Here is a 15650-nt window from a genome sequence, read left to right as displayed (position 1 = left end):
TATAAGTTTGCATATAGTAACCGATGGAGGCCGAGGCTGGCGGGCGCTATAATCCTGTGTCATGGGCGAACGATATTTGAAAAGCATCCGGCTGCTGGCCGAATGCATGCAGGGGTTTGAGAGGTGGTCCGGCGAACATGTTCGCCAACTTGGCCTCACCCACGCACAATTCGATATCATTGCCACATTGGGCAACACCCCAGGCATGAGCTACAAGGAGCTGGGCGAACGCACCCTGATCACCAAGGGCACCCTGACCGGCGTCATCGAACGCCTGGAACAGAAGGGCCTGGTGGAAAGGGAACGCAATGCCGACGACAAGCGCTCTTTCTTCGTGCGCCTGACCACGGCGGGCGAACAGCTGTTTGCCGAGGTGTTTCCTGTTATTGTCGCTAAAGGCGTACAGTTGTTTTCCGACTATAGCGACGCCGATTATGAAGCCCTGGAACGCACCCTGGCCGGGCTGAAGGCCACGATCAGTGCCGGTACATCACTATAAAGAACGAGAAGAATGTTAAAGACCACCCTGCTGGACGGCATCAAGCCAGCCAAATTCGACAAGCAAATCACCGGCAACCTGCTGCTGGAAAACACCAGCACCGACCTGGTGCGCAAGGAAAAACTGCTGATTGGCATCCGCAACGAAGACGGTGACATCTACCGCCTGATCGGCGCCACCAAGCACAATAGCTTCACCAATGCGGTGGAAGAACTCGAAGACCTGGAACTGGTCGACGAGCTGGGCGATGTCGAAGGCACCGTGGAAGGGTGCGACGCGATCTTCGGCGAAGGCTAAGCTGGGCACATCGCCAGCTTTTCATCAAAATAACCACCCTGTCCTAGTTCAGCAGGGCAATTACTGCATATAATTTTCGCATGGACAGACTGGAAGCCTTCAAAGCAATTGCAGCCCAAGCCGGCCGCGGTGAGCTCACTTTTCCCACCAATATCGACGCGTCGATCAAGCTGCAGCGCGCGCTGAACGATGACAATTGCCATATCGACCTGGCAGCCAAGCTGGTGCAGGCCGACCCGCTGCTGGCGGCACGCACGGTGGCGATTGCCAACTCGGTGGCCTATAACCGGTCCGGCATGGAGATCTCGAGCGTGAAGACGGCGGTGCAGCGCCTTGGCGTGCGCACCCTGCAATCGCTGGTGACTTCGGTGATCGTGCGCCAGCTCGGCACCAAGATCCGCAATCCCCTGCTCAAGGCCAAGGCCAACCAGCTGTGGGAACATACGGCCCACGTGGCGGCGCTGGCGCAGGTGATTGCACGGCGCGTGTCCCACGTCGACCCCGATACCGCCATGTTTGCCGGCATCGTGCACGAAGTGGGCGGCTTCTACATGCTGTCGCAAGCCGAAGCCTATCCGGAAGCGATGGAAGGCGATCCGGAAGAATGGACCACCTACGGCGAAGTGCCGATCGGCCGCGGCGTGCTGCAAAAGCTGATGATCCCCGACAACGTGATGAAGGCCGTGGAAGCCATGTGGGAAGGCATGCGCGCGCTGCCGCCGGAAAGCCTGGGCGACACCCTGCTGCTGGCCAACGACCTGTCCCCGATCGCCTCGCCGCTGCACGCCCGCCCGGGCGCGACCTCGGTGGCCGCCGCCAGCACCATCGACTTTGCCATCGGCGACGGCACCCTGGCCACCATCATGGAAGAGTCGGCCGAAGAAGTGAAGTCCCTCACTTCCGCCTTGCTTCACTAATAAAAGTCGGGGTCAGCTCCGGCAATCCGCCACATTTTTCGCATCGCGAAAAATGTGGCGGATTGCCGGAGCTGACCCCGACTTTATTTAATGAAGTAGCCCGATACGCGCCAGTTGCCGTCCGCGCCCTTCATCGGGGTGACGGTTTCCACTGCGCTGGACTTGTTTTCGAACTGCGTGGCGAACTGCAGGACGAAGTAGTCGCCTGCGGGGGCGCCGGGCAGATCATGCGTGAACTGGGCGCTGGCCAGGCGCCGCGTTTTCACCGCACCCAAGGGATGGCGCACATTGCGCAGTGCCTGCTCCCAGCCGGGCTTGCTGATCGCGCCCTGGAAGATGGTGGCGGCCTTGTCCCAGCTCGCGCCGTAATTGCCGGCATCCGTCAGCGCCAGCCACTCGCTGGCTGCGGTTTTCGCGGAATCTCCCGAGGCAGCATCTTGCGCAAATACAGCCCCCGACAGCATCAAACCAGCTAACAGCATTCCTGCGCGCATCGACGTTCTCCAGCAATGTTGGGAATTGATAATTCTACATGCAAGCGCGGGCGATGACAGCGGCGAACTGGCGCAGTTCGGGCACCGCTGTCGCTTCCCAGAAGCCGGCCTTGAGCCAGGGCCCGATGTAGTAAAGGCCCGGCGTCGGCTGTCCATTCGCACCCAGCACGGCGCAGTCGGCGCCGGTCTCCACGCCGAGGCCGAGCGCGTCGGCCCGCATCAGGCCGTCGGCCAGCAGCTGCTGCACCAGGGGCACCGCGGCACGGCGCGGGCTGGCGCAACTGCCGGTGCAGTTGATGATGCGTCCGGCGCGCAGTTCTATGCATCCCTCGCTGCCGCGCGGCTGCACTTTCAGCACGGCCAGTTCCGCCTCGTCGCGGATGGCCAGCACGCGCCCGGCGCTCACGCGCAGCGCGCCGCCCTCCAGCGCCGCCGACAATTCCTGCTGTACCGTCGGCGGCAACTGATGCCGGTGCACGTCCCAGTAGGGCCGCACATGGCGCAGGAAGCGGCGTTTTTCGGCGGTGGGCCAGGCTTGCCAGATCACAGCGGCTTTGTGCCGCAGCGCCGCCAGCGCAAGGTGCCAGTCCAGGCCCACGGCTTCAAGCCGCTCCACTTTCTGCATGAACGCGTGCAGGGCCGCCCGCACAGTCGGCGCCTCGTCGTGCAATAGAGTGCTGCCGGCCAGGTGCCCGGATAGCGGCTTGTAGGGCTGCGGCAGCAGTCCATGACGCGACAACGCGTGGATCCGCTGCAAAGGATTGCGGCGCAGTAGCTGCAATGCGATATCGACTGCCGTCAGGCCCGTGCCCAACAACAGCACCGGCTCGTGCGCGCCAATGGTGGACAGCAGGTCTGCGCGCCATGGATCGGCCACGTAGCGTGCGGTGTCGGGCCATGCGCCCTGCGCCAGCTCCGGCGCAGGCGCCGGGAGGTGCCCGAAGGCCAGCACCACTTGGTCCGCCTCGATATGACGGCCGTCTTCCAACAGCGCAGCCAATCCGCCGCCACTTCTGGATTGCAAGCTGCATACGCTGCCGCTGATGCAATCCAGCGTCGCATGGCGCGGCGCCTGGTCCTGGGCTTGCCGCAGCGCCCACTCAAGGTAGTCGCCGTACACGCTGCGGGCGACAAAGGAGCTGCCGGTCACGCGGCTGTCGCGCATGCCGGCGTAGTGCACGAAGTGTTCCGGATCGTCTGGCAGCACGCTCATGTTGGCCGCCACCACATTCAGCAAATGCTGTGGGCTTTGGGTCCCGTACGCCATGCCGCGCGCCAGCCGCCCGCTGCGATTCAGGAGCAGTACCCGTAAAGGCTGCGGGCCCGCAAGACGCAGCACCTGTATCGCGCACGCGACACCTGAAAAGCCTGCGCCTACGATCAGTACCGTGCGCATACCACCCTCCAGCATCGCGTATATAGTCGCATCATGGACTCCTCTCACGTATCGCGCAGGGAGCGCGAAGAAATGCACGGCCATCGCGGCGCGGTGGTCTGGTTCACCGGCCTGTCCGGCGCCGGCAAGACCACCCTGGCCAGCGCCATCGAACGGCGCCTGTTCCATGCCGGCTGCCAGGTCGTTCTGCTGGACGGAGACAGCCTGCGCCAGGGCCTGTGCGCCGGCCTGGGTTTTTCTCCCGAAGACCGCAGCGAGAACCTGCGCCGTGCGGGCGCAACCGCCCGCCTGTTCGCCGACGCCGGCATCATCGTCCTGGCGGCCTTCATTTCTCCGCTACGCGCCGACCGCGCCCGCGTGCGCTCCATGCAGGCCGAGGGCGACTTCATCGAAGCCTGGTGCAAGTGCCCGCTGGAAGTTTGCGAGCAGCGCGACGTCAAAGGCCTGTATCGCCGCGCGCGGGCCGGCGAGGTGCCGCAATTTACCGGCGTGTCCGCGCCTTACGAAGCGCCGCTGGCGCCCGAACTGTCGCTCGATACCGCGCGGCCCCCCCTGGCCGACTGCGTCGAGCAGGTATTGGACGAGTTGCGCTCGCGCGGCGTGCTGCGTGGCCCGGGCAGCAGCTCGTCCAGCAGCTCGAGGCAGATGCGGGCGGCCTGGTCGCCGGCATCCAGTTCCGAGTGCCACGCCGATAACGACACTGCCGCCAAAGGGTAGTCGCGCAGGCAGCGGAACAGTTCCGCCATCTCTTCCACGCGCGGCCCCTCAGGCACGTGGTATTTCAAGGCCGGCATGCGCTGCGCTTCATCCAGCACGTCGGTATCGAAATGCACGTATAGCGATTCGTGCGGCGACAGGTTGCTCATTACCTGGTCCAGGTCGCAACGTATGATAGCCGATCCCGCCAACGCTTCGTCTTCGCCCGGATCGAGGTCGCGTGCATCGGACAACAGCACCAGCTCTTCCGGATAGGGCCGCATGCCGATCGCTTCGCGCAGGGCGGTGATGGTGTCGCGCCGGTTCTGGCGCCGGTCCTGGCGCCCGACCAGCATGGCCAGCGGCATGCCGCCCAGGTATTGGGTGTGGGTGGTGGCCCAGGTGTGGAAGTCGCCGTGCGCGTCCAGCCACAGCATGCGTTGCGGTTCGCGGCCGGCGCGCTGCAAACCGGCCATCACGCCCATGGTCGACACGCAATCGCCGGAAATGCTGACCGGAAGCTCGCCCGCCGCAACTGCCGCGGCGACATGCTCGGCCAGCACCGCATACACGCGGCCCATGCTGCGCATCTGTTCATCCTTGTCGACCAGTTCCGTCGCCGTCGATTGCGGTGAACCCAGCACGGACCAAGGGTGTGCGTCGATCAGTTGCACCCGTTGCAGGCCGTCACGCCGCTTGCCCATCAGGTAAGGGACCAGCAGGCGGCGGATCATTGCCACTGCTCCGGCGACGCGCCATAGCCCAGCGCGTGCATCATGTCCGCCACTTCCGGGCGCTGCGCCAGCGGCAGCAACTTGCTGCTGCGCTTGCGCCAGCGGCCCGGCGCGGGGGCTTCGGTGGCCATGGTCACCTGCAACTCGGGCGGCTGCGGCATCGGCGGCAGCCCAAGCCATTCGCAGGTCCGCTCCAGCACACCGGAAGGATCGGCCAGGAATGATTCGAAGCGCACCGGCAGCGCGGCCACGCCGCTATCGACGATATGGCGATGACAGGACATCCACTGGTTCAAGCACACCTCCTCAAGCGGGGCATTGATATAGCTGCGCCAGTTCGGCGGCAGGTCGAATTTCCACCAGCGCTGGCCACCCACGCACTGATCCGAATAGCCGCCGATGCCGAGCGTCACGCCGTGCTTCTGCATATCGTGGGCATGGAAGCCCGTCGGCGACAGCCAACCGTCGATCAAGCCATTGACGCAGGCGGCAACGCTGCGCACCAGGTGCACGTAGCGCACCTGGGCATGCGGAAACAGCTGCTCATAGAAGCCGTAGCGATAAGCATCCGACGGTGTCTTGAACAGCAGTACCTTGCCGGCGGCATCGTCTTCGGTGAAATGCCTGGCATGCATGACGGGTGAAACAAAGGGCGGCTCCTCGATTTTGGCGGCCTCGCTGAACGGCCTGCGCTCGCCCGGCCCCTGGCCGCCGTCGTAGTAATCGCGGCGCCATGGCTCGCGCCAGAATACCGCGCCCAGCACGGCGTTTTGCAATTCGTGCTCACTCGGCGCATCGGCGGCCTGGCTGAATAGCAGCGCCTCGTCGAGGGCCCGCTCGAGCTGGGCAAAGACAAGCGGTTGGGCGAACAGCGCGGGGAACTGCAACAGCAAGCGCTTGCGCCAGCGTGCCGTCAACTCCGCCAGCGGAGCGATGCAGCCTTCCGCTACGGTCAGGCTGTCGAAGATTTCGTCGGCCAGCGCGTCGGGGTTGCGCAGCTGCGCGATGGCGTCGCTGCTGCATGCGGGATCGTAACCGAAACCGTCCCCGCTCAAGGCCAGGAAGGGCTCCGCCTCGCCGTCCAGGCTGGCGATGCCAGGATGGCGCGCCAACACCGACTTGAACAGGGTCGATCCCGAACGCGAACTGGTGAGGATGACTGCGACGCGCCTGACCTGGGCACGCCACGGCGCGTGCGGCACTGCCCGCAGTTGGCGGACGATGTCAATCAGCCCGTCCATTCCTTGCCGCCGGTTTGATCAGGAAGGCAAAGAACTGGCGCTCCTGCTCGCGTTCGGCCGCGCTACGCGCCATCAGGCGGATGCTGAAGCCGGACTGCTTGGCCAGGCGCCGCACTTCTTCCACCGCGCCGAAGTTCGAGTGAGCGAAGTAGATGCGGCCGCCCGGCTTCAGGTAGCGCGCGGCCTGCTCGAAGAACTGGGTATTGGTGCGGAACTCCGTGTCCCACTGCGAGCGCGCCACAACGTCCGGCGCCGGCTTGTCGCGGAACGGCAGGTTGGCGGTGATCACGTCGAACTGCTCGTCGCCGACTTTTTCGAACAGGTCGGAGCGGCGCACTTCCATCACGCCCTCAAAGCCGTGTGCCTTCAGGTTGTGGCGCGCGCTGCGGATGGCGGAGGGATTGACGTCCAGCGCCAGCACCCGTGATGCGCCCTGGTAGCAGGCGAAGATCGCGATCACGCCGGAACCGGTGCCCACGTCCAGCACGCTCTCGCCCGGCTTGATGCGGAAATTGCGCACCAGCGGCTGGCTGTCGAGGAAGGGCCAGAAAGTATTCGGGTAGACGTGGAATTTCTTGCCAAGATACGTGATGGTGCGCCCTGCTTCAGGCACTGCCTTGAAAGCCTTCTGACGGGTGGCTTGCCAGCGGTCGACTTGTTCAGTCGTGGGAAGTGCAGATGCTCGCATATCTGTCCCCTTGTTTGATGACCCCATGCTATAGAGTCTGCCAGGCAAGGGCAAGCGCGCACCGTCCGGTGCGCTTCAACTGTTGGTTGCTTACATTTCTTTCATTTGAAAAGTCGGGGTCAGCTCCGGCTTCTCGAGGAGCTTTGCGCTTCGGGCAGCGCGAATGTCCGATTGCCGGAGCTGACCCCGACTTTTATTTCGGGAGCCACGCGGAGATGGCGCGGCCAATGGCGTCCGGGTGATCTTCCTGGATGTTGTGCGTGCCTTCGCCCAGTTCCACCAGTTTGCAGTTGGCAAACTGTGCGGCGTAGCGCTCGGCGACTGCGCGCGGGGTCAGCACGCCGTTCGGACTGAACAGGATCAGCTTCGGATATTGGGCCGTGGCCATGATCGCTTCGTTGCGCTCGATGAGCTGATACACGTCGGCCGGCTCGCCGGCAATCGGCATCATGCGGGGGAAGGCCAGCATCGGCTTGCGCGACTCCGGCGTCGGGAACGGCGCGCGGTAAGCATCCATCTCTGCCGCCGTCAGCGCACGCAGCGAGCCCTTCGGCAGCATCTGCTCGATGAAGAAATTCTGCTGCAGCACGAACTCTTCGCCGCTGCCCGGTGCGCGCATCAGCTTGAAGCGTTCGCGTGCCTGCTCGAGGGGATGGAAATCTTCCCACGTCGGGCTCGGGCGCACGAACTCCATCAGCGCTACGCCGCGCACCTTGGTGGGATAGCGCGCCGCCAGGTGGATCGCCAGTGCGCCGCCCCAGTCCTGACCGACTAGCGTGAACTCTTCGATGTCCATCTGCTGCAGGAACGCTTCGAGATAGGCAGCGTGTTCCAGGAAGCTGTAGGCAATATCGGGCTTGCCGGATGCGCCAAAGCCAATCAAGTCCGGCGCCAGACACCAGGCTTGGGCAGCCACGTGCGGCATGATGCCGCGCCAGATAAATGAGTGCGTCGGATTACCGTGCAAGAAGATCACGGCGTGCGGGCTGCGTTCGCCGAGCTCGCGGTAGGCGAGGCTTGAATTCAGTACGGGGATGGACTGCATGCGATCTCTCTCAGAAAAAAAACGCCCACTCCGAAGAGTGGGCCAAGTCCAAAACTAGGGATGTCCTGAAAGAGACGGTTCCATCTTATGTTTGGGACCAGGCACACTCTGTGCGTTAACTCACACAATCCTTAAAAAGGCCATGGGGTCTCGGTCTGCTGCCATGCCGGCAGTTGCTGGATGCGTTCGAACCAGGCCTGCAGATGCGTATATTGCTCGACCGGAATTTTTGCACGGCCCAGGTACATCAGCGGCGCGGCCACTGCAAAGTCAGCCAGCGTGAGCGTGTCGCCACTCATCCACTGACGCGCTGCAAGGTGCTGGTCGAGCACTGCTGCGTGCTCGTGCACCAGCTCTTCGCCCTTCTTGACCTCGACCGGATCAGGGCCCAGGCCGGTGACCAGCTTCTTCCACAGGTATTCCCAGGTCAGGATGCCGATAGCCGGTGCGAAGTGCTGGGCCGCGAAGAACATCCAGCGATTGATATCGGCGCGCTGCTTCAGGCCGGCCGGATAAACGTCGGTCGCTCCGGACTTGTCGGCCAGGTATTGCATGATGGCGCAGGACTCCCACAGCAGGAAACCATCGTCTTCCAGCACCGGCACTTTGCCGCACACGTTCACCTCGTTCAGGCGCTTGCGGTCGGACTCGCTGCCGAAGTCGATCAACACGTCCTCCAGCTTGATGCCAAGATGGCTTGCAGTGAGCAATACACGGCGGGCGTTGGAGGACAGTGGGTTGTGATAGAGGCGCATCGTTAAACTCCTTGGTGGATTGATCGAATGCGCCTATCGTAACCAAGGTCCCCTGACAGTTTCTGTCAGGAGTCTTCATTGATCGCGTTTTCTTCGCGCCAGACCTTGAGCAGTTCGTGGCGCGCCGCCAGGTAGCGTTCGGCAAGCGTTTCCGCGTGCGCGATGCGGTCGATGCGGAAGTGGCGGTTGGCCTTGCGCATCTCGCACCAGGCGACAAGGATGCGGCGGCCTTCGAAGAAAGCCAGCGCGAACGGCCACACCGTGCGCTCGGACGAGGCACCGTTTTCGTCCTTGTAGTGGATGCGCATCTTGTGATGGCGGCGGATCGCTTCGCGCGCAGGCCGCACGAATTCATCGTGTTCCGGCGTATCGCGCACCAGCGGCACCCACAGGCTGGTATCGGCCATGCCGTCGCGCAGGTCCTTCGGCGTGGCGGTGGCGATCTTGGCCAGCGCATTGGCGGCGGCCTGCGCCAATGTCGGGTCGCCCTGGCGGCGCACCCAGCGCGCGCCAAGCACCAGTGCCTCCAGTTCATCGGCGTCGAACATCAGAGGCGGCAGGAAGAAGCCGCTGCGCAGCAGGTAGCCAAGGCCGGCCGAGCCCTCCACCGGTGCGCCAAGTTCGGCCAGGGTTTGCATGTCGCGGTAGATCGTGCGTTCGGATACACCCAGCTTTTCCGCCAGTGCGGCCGCCGTTACCGGACGGCGGCTGCCGCGCATGGCATCCATGAGCTGGAACAGGCGGCCGGTACGGCTCATTGCTGCTCCCCATTTTACGAGGCGTGCAGCTTAACATAGTTATAATTCAGGAATGATCAAGAATTCCCCTGGCAAGAGCCCTGCCACCAAAAGCCGCGCACTCGGCAAAGTCACACTGTCCGATGTAGCAGCCCTGGCAGGTGTCGCGCCGATGACGGCCTCGCGTGCCATCAACCAACCGGAGCTGGTGTCGTCCTTACTGCGCGAACGCGTGGAGAAGGCGGTGCAGGAGCTGGGCTATGTACCGAACCGCGCCGCACGCGCCCTGGCTTCGGCGCAATCGCGGGTCATCGTGGTGCTGGTGCCGTCGCTGGCCAACGCTGTCTTCACCGCGCTGCTGGCCGGCGTGCAGGATGCGCTCGACCCGTGCAACTACCAGATCCTGATCGGTAACACGCGCTACTCCGATGCGGAAGAAGAGAAGCTGCTGGCGACCTATATGCAGTCGAACCCCGACGGCATCCTGCTCTGCGGCCTGACGCACAGCCCGCGCGTGCAGCAGATGCTGGCCACCTCGCGCGTGCCGGTGGTGTCGATGATGGACCTGTCTTCGGAACCGGGTTCGATGTCGGTCGGCTTCTCGCAGGAAGATGCGGGCTACACCATCACGCGCTACCTGATCGACAAGGGCCGCAAGCGCATTGGCTACATGGCTGCGCAGCTCGATGAACGTACCCTGAAGCGCGGCGACGGCTATCGCAAAGCCATGGAGGAAGCCGGTCTGTCCGACCCGATGCTGGAGCTGATGTGCCCTGACCCGTCCACCATTGCGCTGGGCGCCGAGCTGCTGGGCCGCATGCTGGCCAATATGCCGGGCCTGGATGCGATCTTCTGCTGCAACGACGACCTGGCGCACGGCGCCATCTTCCAGTGCCAGCGGCGCGGCATCAAGGTGCCGGAGCAGCTGGCGATCTGCGGCTTCAACGACTTGCCGGCATCGGCCTGGATGAAGCCTTCGGTCACCACGATCGGCACGCCGCGCTATCAGACCGGCTTCGAAGCCGCCAACCTGCTGCTGGCTGCCATCCGCGGCAACGACATTGCGGCGCAGCGCATCGACCTTGGCTTTACTTTGATGGCGCGCGAAAGCGCTTAAGCAGACACCGACGTTATGTCAGCAAATCTGCCTGTTGCGGATCGAAGATGGTTGCGCCAGGAATCTCTCGCATGAAGTCCAGTAAGTAGATAATTTGGTTCGTATATTCTTGCGCATCGTCGTCGCCAAACACAAGCCGGATTCGTTTATCAATGGCGGCAAGTCCATTGGTCGCAGCCTTGCCGACTATCCTGGCGATTTCCTTGGAGTCCTCGACTACCGCTTCACCAGTTTCATAACTTACCCGTACTCGCCAAGAATCCCAACGAAGCAGAAGTGCCTTGTCTGCAGAGAATGGCAATTGGTCGAACTCTAATGAAAAGCACTCTTCATTGCGCAAGTAGTGTTCAAGCTCCAATGCCAACGATTCTGTGGAGATGATGGGCGCCTCCTCGCCAAGCAAAACGTACATCGCAAAAGACATGGATTCGATTCCTCAAATGTGCTCGTGAGCATAAAAAAAGCAGCCAAATTGGCTGCTTTTTGGGACCTGATGCCAGTGGCTATACCACCGCGCCGTCGGTCTCGTCTTTTTCCTTGATCGGCTTGATCAGGTCTTCGCGCTTCACGCCCAGCCACATGGCCACGGCGGCGGCAACGAACACGGAAGAGTAGATACCGAAGCAGATACCGATGGTCAGCGCGATTGCGAAGTAGTGCAGGGTCGGGCCGCCCAGGAACAGCATCGACAGCACCATCATCTGGGTACAGCCGTGGGTGATGATGGTACGCGAGATGGTGGAGGTGATCGCATTGTCGATCACTTCATGCACCGTCATCTTGCGCTGCTTGCGGAAGTTCTCGCGGATTCGGTCGAAGATAACCACCGATTCGTTGACCGAGTAACCCAGCACTGCCAGCACGGCGGCCAGCACGGTCAGCGAGAATTCCCACTGGAAGAAGGCGAAGAAGCCCAGGATGATTACCACGTCGTGCAAGTTCGCGACGATGGCGGCCACTGCGAATTTCCATTCGAAGCGGATGGCCAGGTAGATCATCACGCCAACTACCACCATCACCAGGGCGTTCAGGCCGTTCTGCGCCAGTTCTTCACCGACTTGCGGGCCGACGAATTCAACCTTCTGCAGCGACACGCCTTCGGAACCGTCGGCGTGGATACAGGCGCTCTTCATTTCGTGGGCGCCCTTGTCGGTCACCTTGTCGACCGACTTGACGCTGCCCTGCTCCGCCTTGCACAGCTCGGCGAACACCTTGGCCGCGGTATCGGCTGCGGTGGTGCCGGCTGCGTTAGGCAGGCGGATCATGGCGTCGCGTGCGGTGTCGATACTCGACACCTCAGGGTGGTAGCCCAGGGCGTTCAAGGTGTCGCGCACCTTTTCCAGGTTGGCAGCCTGCGCGTACTTCACCTCCATCACGGTGCCGCCGGTGAACTCCACCGAAAAATGCAGCTGCTTGGTGACGAGGAAGAACACTGCCGCCACGAAGGTCAGCGCCGAAACCACGTTGAAGACCAACGCGTGGCGCATGAACGGGATGTCTTTACGGATGCGGAAAAATTCCATCTCTATTCCTTAGTTCGCAGGTTTCCAGACGGTGCCGATCGACAGCGACTGCAGTTTCTTCTTACGGCCGTACCACAGGTTCACCACGCCGCGCGAAACGAAGACTGCGGAGAACATCGAGGTCAGGATACCCAGGCTGTGCACCACGGCGAAGCCGCGTACTGCACCGGAACCGAACACCAGCAGCGCGATACCCACGATCAGGGTGGTCACGTTGGAGTCCAGGATGGTGTGCCAGGCGTGTTCGAAGCCGGCGGAAATGGCCGACTGCGGGTTGGCGCCGTTGCGCAGCTCTTCGCGGATACGTTCGTTGATCAGCACGTTGGCGTCAATTGCCATACCCAGCGCCAGCGCGATCGCCGCGATACCCGGCAGGGTCAGCGTCGCCTGCAGGCGGGACAGCACAGCGATCAGCAGCAGCAGGTTGACGGCAAGTGCGAATACGCTGAAGGCGCCGAACATCATGTAGTAGACGATCATGAAGACCGCGATGGCGGCAAAGCCGTACATCGTGGAGTGGAAGCCCTTGGCGATGTTTTCAGCGCCCAGTGCAGGACCCACGGTACGCTGCTCGATCACTTCCATCGGGGCGTACAGCGCGCCTGCGCGCAGCAGCAGCGCCAGTTCGGCGGAGTTTTCCGCATTGCCCATGCCGGTGATCTGGAAGCGGCTACCCAGTTCGCTCTGGATGGTCGCCACCGACAGCACTTCAGCCTTCTTCTTCTCGAACAGCACGATGGCCATCTTCTTGCCGACGCGGTCGCGGGTCGCATCGCGCATCTTGCGGCCGCCGTCGCCGTTCAGGTCGATGCTGACCGCTGGCTGCTGGTTCTGGTCGAAGGTGGCGGTTGCGCTGGAGATGTAGTCGCCGGTCAGCACCACGTCCTTGGTCAGCACGACCGGCACGCCTTTGCCGACGGTGAACAGTTCGGAGTTGAACGGAATCGCTGCGTTCAGTTCGGTGCCCGGGGTGACGCTTTCGTCGACCATGCGCACTTCCAGGGTGGCGGTACGGCCGATGATGTCCTTGGCATGCGCGGCATCCTGCACGCCTGGCAGCTGCACCACGATGCGGTCAGGACCTTGCTGCTGGATCACCGGTTCGGACACGCCCAGTTCATTCACGCGCTTGCCCAGGGTGGCGATATTCTGCTGCACGCCGTTGTCCAGGGTGGCTTTCAGGGCTGCCGGCTTGAGGGTCGCAACCAGGCGCAGTTCGTCGCCTTCAGTGGCGTCGACCACGTTCATGTCCGGCTGCTGGTCCTGGATGATGCTCTTGGCCTGCTGGCGCAGTGCATCTTCGCGGAACTTGACGATGATGGTATCGCCCACGCGGTCGATGCCGGCATGGCGCACATTCTTCTCGCGCAGCTGGTTCTTGATGGCGGCCTGGGTACCCTGGATACGCTTGGTCACCGCGGCCTGGGTGTCGACCTGCATCAGGAAGTGCACGCCGCCGCGCAGGTCCAGGCCCAGGTACATTGGCAGCGCGCCAACAGCGCGCATCCAGTCAGGGGTATTCGACACCAGGTTGACGGTGACGATATAGGTCGGGTCGTTCGGGTCCGGGTTCAAGCCTTTTTCAAGTGCCAGGCGGCCCTTGAACTGCGCGTCGGTATCGGCAAAGCGGGCACGCACGTAGGTGTGCATGCCGGCGCCGTCCAGCGCTACGCCGTCATTTTTGACGTTGGCTTGTTTCAGGAGCGTGTCCACCTGGGTCGCCAGGGCACTCGTCACCTTGACGGTGGACTTGGCGCTGGTGATCTGCAGTGCAGGCGTCTGGCCGAAGTAGTTTGGCGCCGTGTACAGGGCGCCAAGCAGCACCACCACGACGATAAGGATGTATTTCCAGATTGGATAACGATTCATAGTCTTCAGCGTTCAGGCAATAACAAAACGGGCGGCTGCTCTTGCGAGGCCGCCCGCGCCGGTTATCACAGGCTCTTCAGGGTGCCTTTCGGCAGCTGGGAGGAAATGGCGTGCTTTTGCACCCATACTTCGGTGCCCTGGGAGACTTCGATGGCCACGTTCTGGTCATTCACCTTGGTCACTTTGCCCATGATGCCGCCGATGGTCACCACTTCGTCGCCCTTGGCCAGGGCTTCCATCATGGATTTCTGCTCTTTCGCGCGCTTTTGCTGCGGACGAATCATCAGGAAGTACATCACCACAAACATCAGGATCAGCGGTGCGAAAGTGGTCAGACTTCCCATGGCGCCGGCGTCGGCTGCGGTTTGGGCATATGCGTTGGAAATGAACACGGTGACTCCAGTTGTTCTAGTTGAAAACGAGTTTGTAAAAAATCAGGCGGTGTATTCTAGCACCGCAGTTGCTGCCGACCTATATATGGTCGGCTTGCAAAGATTTAAATACCACGCGCGCGATCTGCGTGGAATTGCTGCACCCAGTCCGGGAAACGGTCTGCATCCAGGGCATCGCGCATCTGCTGCATGATGTCGAGGTAGTAATGCAGGTTGTGGATGGTGTTCAGGCGCGCGCCCAGGATCTCCTGCGCACGGTGCAGGTGATGCAGGTAGGCCCGGCTGAAGTTGCGGCAGGCGTAGCAGGAGCAAGTCGCGTCCAGCGGCTCCTTGTCATCCTTATAACGCGCGTTCTTGATCTTGATGTCGCCGAAGCGGGTGAAGATCCAGCCATTGCGGGCATTCCGGGTCGGCATCACGCAGTCGAACATGTCGACGCCGTTGGCCACCCCGTTCACCAGGTCTTCCGGTGTGCCGACGCCCATCAGGTAGTGCGGCTTGTTTTCCGGCAGGCGCGGGCCGATGTGCTGCAGGATGCGCATCATGTCTTCTTTTGGCTCGCCCACGGACAGGCCGCCGATGGCCAGGCCCGGGAAATCGATCTTTTCCAGCCCTTCCAGCGATTCGTCGCGCAGGGTTTCATACATGCCGCCCTGGACGATGCCGAACAGCGCGTTCGGGTTTTCGCCGGCCTTGAACTCGTTCATCGAGCGCTGGGCCCAGCGCAGGGACATGCGCATCGACTTGGCTGCTTCTTCCAGCGTGGCCGGGCGGCCGTCGATTTCGTACGGGGTGCACTCGTCGAACTGCATCACGATGTCGGAATTCAGCACGCGCTGGATCTGCATCGAGATTTCCGGCGACAGGAACAGCTTGTCGCCGTTGATCGGCGAGTTGAAGGTCACGCCTTCCTCGGTGATCTTGCGCATTTCGCCCAAGGAGAACACCTGGAAGCCGCCGGAGTCGGTCAGGATCGGCTTGTCCCAGCCCATGAAGCCGTGCAGGCCGCCAAACTTGGACATCACGTCGTTACCCGGGCGCAGCCACAGGTGGAAGGTGTTGCCGAGAATGATCTGGGCGCCGATTTCCTTCAGTTCCAGCGGGGACATGGCCTTGACCGAACCGTAGGTCCCGACCGGCATGAAGATCGGGGTCTGCACCTCGCCGTGATTGAGCTTGACCGTGCCGCGGCGGGCGTGGGTCTTGCCGGTGGTGTCTTTTTTGATGAGTTTAAATTCCAGCATCGGTAT

General features: G+C 62.4%; 17 protein-coding genes and 1 pseudogene. 5 read left to right on the top strand and 13 right to left on the bottom strand.

Going from position 1 to position 15650, the window contains the following annotated elements:
* The first annotated feature begins 61 nt into the window (after nucleotides 1-61).
* From ACQ4MM_RS21965 to ACQ4MM_RS21955, 3 genes are all read left to right on the top strand, one after another.
* Nucleotides 62-499, top strand: a complete 438-nt coding sequence (locus ACQ4MM_RS21965; protein ID WP_431479351.1) for a MarR family winged helix-turn-helix transcriptional regulator — start codon at nucleotides 62-64, stop codon at nucleotides 497-499.
* A gap of 12 nt (nucleotides 500-511) precedes the next feature.
* Nucleotides 512-796, top strand: a complete 285-nt coding sequence (locus ACQ4MM_RS21960) for a hypothetical protein (RefSeq protein WP_431479350.1) — start codon at nucleotides 512-514, stop codon at nucleotides 794-796.
* 80 nt (nucleotides 797-876) lie between these two features.
* Nucleotides 877-1713: an HDOD domain-containing protein gene (locus ACQ4MM_RS21955; protein WP_431479349.1), complete on the top strand. Its 837-nt coding sequence runs from the start codon at nucleotides 877-879 to the stop codon at nucleotides 1711-1713.
* Between the two features lie 83 nt (nucleotides 1714-1796).
* On the opposite strand, the gene ACQ4MM_RS21950 is transcribed toward ACQ4MM_RS21955, so the two are convergent.
* Nucleotides 1797-2207 carry a DUF4019 domain-containing protein gene (locus ACQ4MM_RS21950; protein ID WP_431479348.1) on the bottom strand — a complete coding sequence of 137 codons (411 nt, stop codon included), beginning with the start codon at nucleotides 2205-2207 and terminating at the stop codon, nucleotides 1797-1799.
* A 34-nt stretch (nucleotides 2208-2241) separates the two neighbouring features.
* Nucleotides 2242-3603, bottom strand: coding sequence for an FAD/NAD(P)-binding protein (locus tag ACQ4MM_RS21945; protein WP_431479347.1), 1362 nt, complete (start codon nucleotides 3601-3603; stop codon nucleotides 2242-2244).
* Between the two features lie 33 nt (nucleotides 3604-3636).
* On the opposite strand from ACQ4MM_RS21945, the pseudogene cysC reads away from it, so the two are divergent.
* A pseudogene (cysC, locus tag ACQ4MM_RS21940) lies at nucleotides 3637-4149 on the top strand (adenylyl-sulfate kinase); the annotation flags it as partial.
* Here the strand turns inward: cysC and ACQ4MM_RS21935 are convergent.
* The 6 genes from ACQ4MM_RS21935 to ACQ4MM_RS21910 all read right to left on the bottom strand — a co-directional run bounded on the left by ACQ4MM_RS21935 (nucleotide 4104) and on the right by ACQ4MM_RS21910 (nucleotide 9520).
* The gene (locus ACQ4MM_RS21935) at nucleotides 4104-5033 is read right to left on the bottom strand and encodes an arginase family protein (RefSeq protein WP_431479346.1); all 930 of its coding nucleotides are present in this window, start codon (nucleotides 5031-5033) and stop codon (nucleotides 4104-4106) included. The pseudogene cysC and the gene ACQ4MM_RS21935 overlap by 46 nt on opposite strands.
* Nucleotides 5030-6274, bottom strand: a complete 1245-nt coding sequence (locus tag ACQ4MM_RS21930; protein ID WP_431479345.1) for a hypothetical protein — start codon at nucleotides 6272-6274, stop codon at nucleotides 5030-5032. The genes ACQ4MM_RS21935 and ACQ4MM_RS21930 overlap by 4 nt, the downstream gene beginning before the upstream one ends.
* Nucleotides 6258-6962: a methyltransferase gene (locus tag ACQ4MM_RS21925; protein WP_431479344.1), complete on the bottom strand. Its 705-nt coding sequence runs from the start codon at nucleotides 6960-6962 to the stop codon at nucleotides 6258-6260. The genes ACQ4MM_RS21930 and ACQ4MM_RS21925 overlap by 17 nt, the downstream gene beginning before the upstream one ends.
* 193 nt (nucleotides 6963-7155) lie before the next feature.
* Nucleotides 7156-8007 (bottom strand): haloalkane dehalogenase, encoded by an 852-nt coding sequence (locus ACQ4MM_RS21920; RefSeq protein WP_431479343.1) that lies wholly within the window; start codon nucleotides 8005-8007, stop codon nucleotides 7156-7158.
* A 131-nt stretch (nucleotides 8008-8138) separates the two neighbouring features.
* The gene (locus tag ACQ4MM_RS21915; RefSeq protein ID WP_431479342.1) at nucleotides 8139-8762 is read right to left on the bottom strand and encodes a glutathione S-transferase family protein; all 624 of its coding nucleotides are present in this window, start codon (nucleotides 8760-8762) and stop codon (nucleotides 8139-8141) included.
* 65 nt (nucleotides 8763-8827) lie between these two features.
* Entirely contained in the window at nucleotides 8828-9520 is a 693-nt protein-coding gene (locus ACQ4MM_RS21910; RefSeq protein ID WP_431479341.1) for a helix-turn-helix transcriptional regulator, read from the bottom strand.
* Between the two features lie 52 nt (nucleotides 9521-9572).
* Here ACQ4MM_RS21910 and ACQ4MM_RS21905 point away from each other — a divergent pair, with 52 nt between their 5' ends.
* A complete protein-coding gene (locus ACQ4MM_RS21905; RefSeq protein WP_431479340.1) occupies nucleotides 9573-10616 on the top strand; it encodes a LacI family DNA-binding transcriptional regulator in 1044 nt (347 codons plus the stop codon).
* Between the two features lie 13 nt (nucleotides 10617-10629).
* On the opposite strand, the gene ACQ4MM_RS21900 is transcribed toward ACQ4MM_RS21905, so the two are convergent.
* The 5 genes from ACQ4MM_RS21900 to tgt all read right to left on the bottom strand — a co-directional run bounded on the left by ACQ4MM_RS21900 (nucleotide 10630) and on the right by tgt (nucleotide 15644).
* Complete coding sequence (locus ACQ4MM_RS21900) at nucleotides 10630-11040, bottom strand: hypothetical protein (RefSeq protein ID WP_431479339.1); 411 nt, start codon at nucleotides 11038-11040, stop codon at nucleotides 10630-10632.
* A 79-nt stretch (nucleotides 11041-11119) separates the two neighbouring features.
* Entirely contained in the window at nucleotides 11120-12139 is a 1020-nt protein-coding gene (gene secF / locus ACQ4MM_RS21895) for a protein translocase subunit SecF (protein ID WP_431479338.1), read from the bottom strand.
* Between the two features lie 9 nt (nucleotides 12140-12148).
* Complete coding sequence (gene secD / locus ACQ4MM_RS21890; protein WP_431479337.1) at nucleotides 12149-14008, bottom strand: protein translocase subunit SecD; 1860 nt, start codon at nucleotides 14006-14008, stop codon at nucleotides 12149-12151.
* A 65-nt stretch (nucleotides 14009-14073) separates the two neighbouring features.
* Nucleotides 14074-14400, bottom strand: coding sequence for a preprotein translocase subunit YajC (gene yajC / locus ACQ4MM_RS21885; protein WP_431479336.1), 327 nt, complete (start codon nucleotides 14398-14400; stop codon nucleotides 14074-14076).
* 104 nt (nucleotides 14401-14504) lie between these two features.
* Nucleotides 14505-15644 (bottom strand): tRNA guanosine(34) transglycosylase Tgt, encoded by a 1140-nt coding sequence (gene tgt, locus ACQ4MM_RS21880; protein ID WP_431479335.1) that lies wholly within the window; start codon nucleotides 15642-15644, stop codon nucleotides 14505-14507.
* Between the last annotated feature and the right edge of the window lie 6 nt (nucleotides 15645-15650).

Source organism: Massilia eburnea (genome assembly GCF_050709955.1).
Lineage (GTDB): Bacteria > Pseudomonadota > Gammaproteobacteria > Burkholderiales > Burkholderiaceae_D > Rugamonas > Rugamonas eburnea_A.
Note: the sequence above shows the minus strand (reverse complement) of the source record. Positions and strands in the feature narration are given on the sequence as shown.

Coding starts and splice junctions, on each gene's coding strand:
- ACQ4MM_RS21920 (WP_431479343.1), bottom strand. CDS start 8,007: ATGCAGTCCATCCCCGTACTGAATTCAAGCCTCGCCTACCGCGAGCTC.
- ACQ4MM_RS21965 (WP_431479351.1), top strand. CDS start 62: ATGGGCGAACGATATTTGAAAAGCATCCGGCTGCTGGCCGAATGCATG.
- ACQ4MM_RS21950 (WP_431479348.1), bottom strand. CDS start 2,207: ATGCGCGCAGGAATGCTGTTAGCTGGTTTGATGCTGTCGGGGGCTGTA.
- ACQ4MM_RS21955 (WP_431479349.1), top strand. CDS start 877: ATGGACAGACTGGAAGCCTTCAAAGCAATTGCAGCCCAAGCCGGCCGC.
- ACQ4MM_RS21930 (WP_431479345.1), bottom strand. CDS start 6,274: ATGGACGGGCTGATTGACATCGTCCGCCAACTGCGGGCAGTGCCGCAC.
- secF (WP_431479338.1), bottom strand. CDS start 12,139: ATGGAATTTTTCCGCATCCGTAAAGACATCCCGTTCATGCGCCACGCG.
- tgt (WP_431479335.1), bottom strand. CDS start 15,644: ATGCTGGAATTTAAACTCATCAAAAAAGACACCACCGGCAAGACCCAC.
- secD (WP_431479337.1), bottom strand. CDS start 14,008: ATGAATCGTTATCCAATCTGGAAATACATCCTTATCGTCGTGGTGGTG.
- ACQ4MM_RS21960 (WP_431479350.1), top strand. CDS start 512: ATGTTAAAGACCACCCTGCTGGACGGCATCAAGCCAGCCAAATTCGAC.
- ACQ4MM_RS21945 (WP_431479347.1), bottom strand. CDS start 3,603: ATGCGCACGGTACTGATCGTAGGCGCAGGCTTTTCAGGTGTCGCGTGC.
- ACQ4MM_RS21905 (WP_431479340.1), top strand. CDS start 9,573: ATGATCAAGAATTCCCCTGGCAAGAGCCCTGCCACCAAAAGCCGCGCA.
- ACQ4MM_RS21925 (WP_431479344.1), bottom strand. CDS start 6,962: ATGCGAGCATCTGCACTTCCCACGACTGAACAAGTCGACCGCTGGCAA.
- ACQ4MM_RS21935 (WP_431479346.1), bottom strand. CDS start 5,033: ATGATCCGCCGCCTGCTGGTCCCTTACCTGATGGGCAAGCGGCGTGAC.
- ACQ4MM_RS21900 (WP_431479339.1), bottom strand. CDS start 11,040: ATGTCTTTTGCGATGTACGTTTTGCTTGGCGAGGAGGCGCCCATCATC.
- ACQ4MM_RS21915 (WP_431479342.1), bottom strand. CDS start 8,762: ATGCGCCTCTATCACAACCCACTGTCCTCCAACGCCCGCCGTGTATTG.
- ACQ4MM_RS21910 (WP_431479341.1), bottom strand. CDS start 9,520: ATGAGCCGTACCGGCCGCCTGTTCCAGCTCATGGATGCCATGCGCGGC.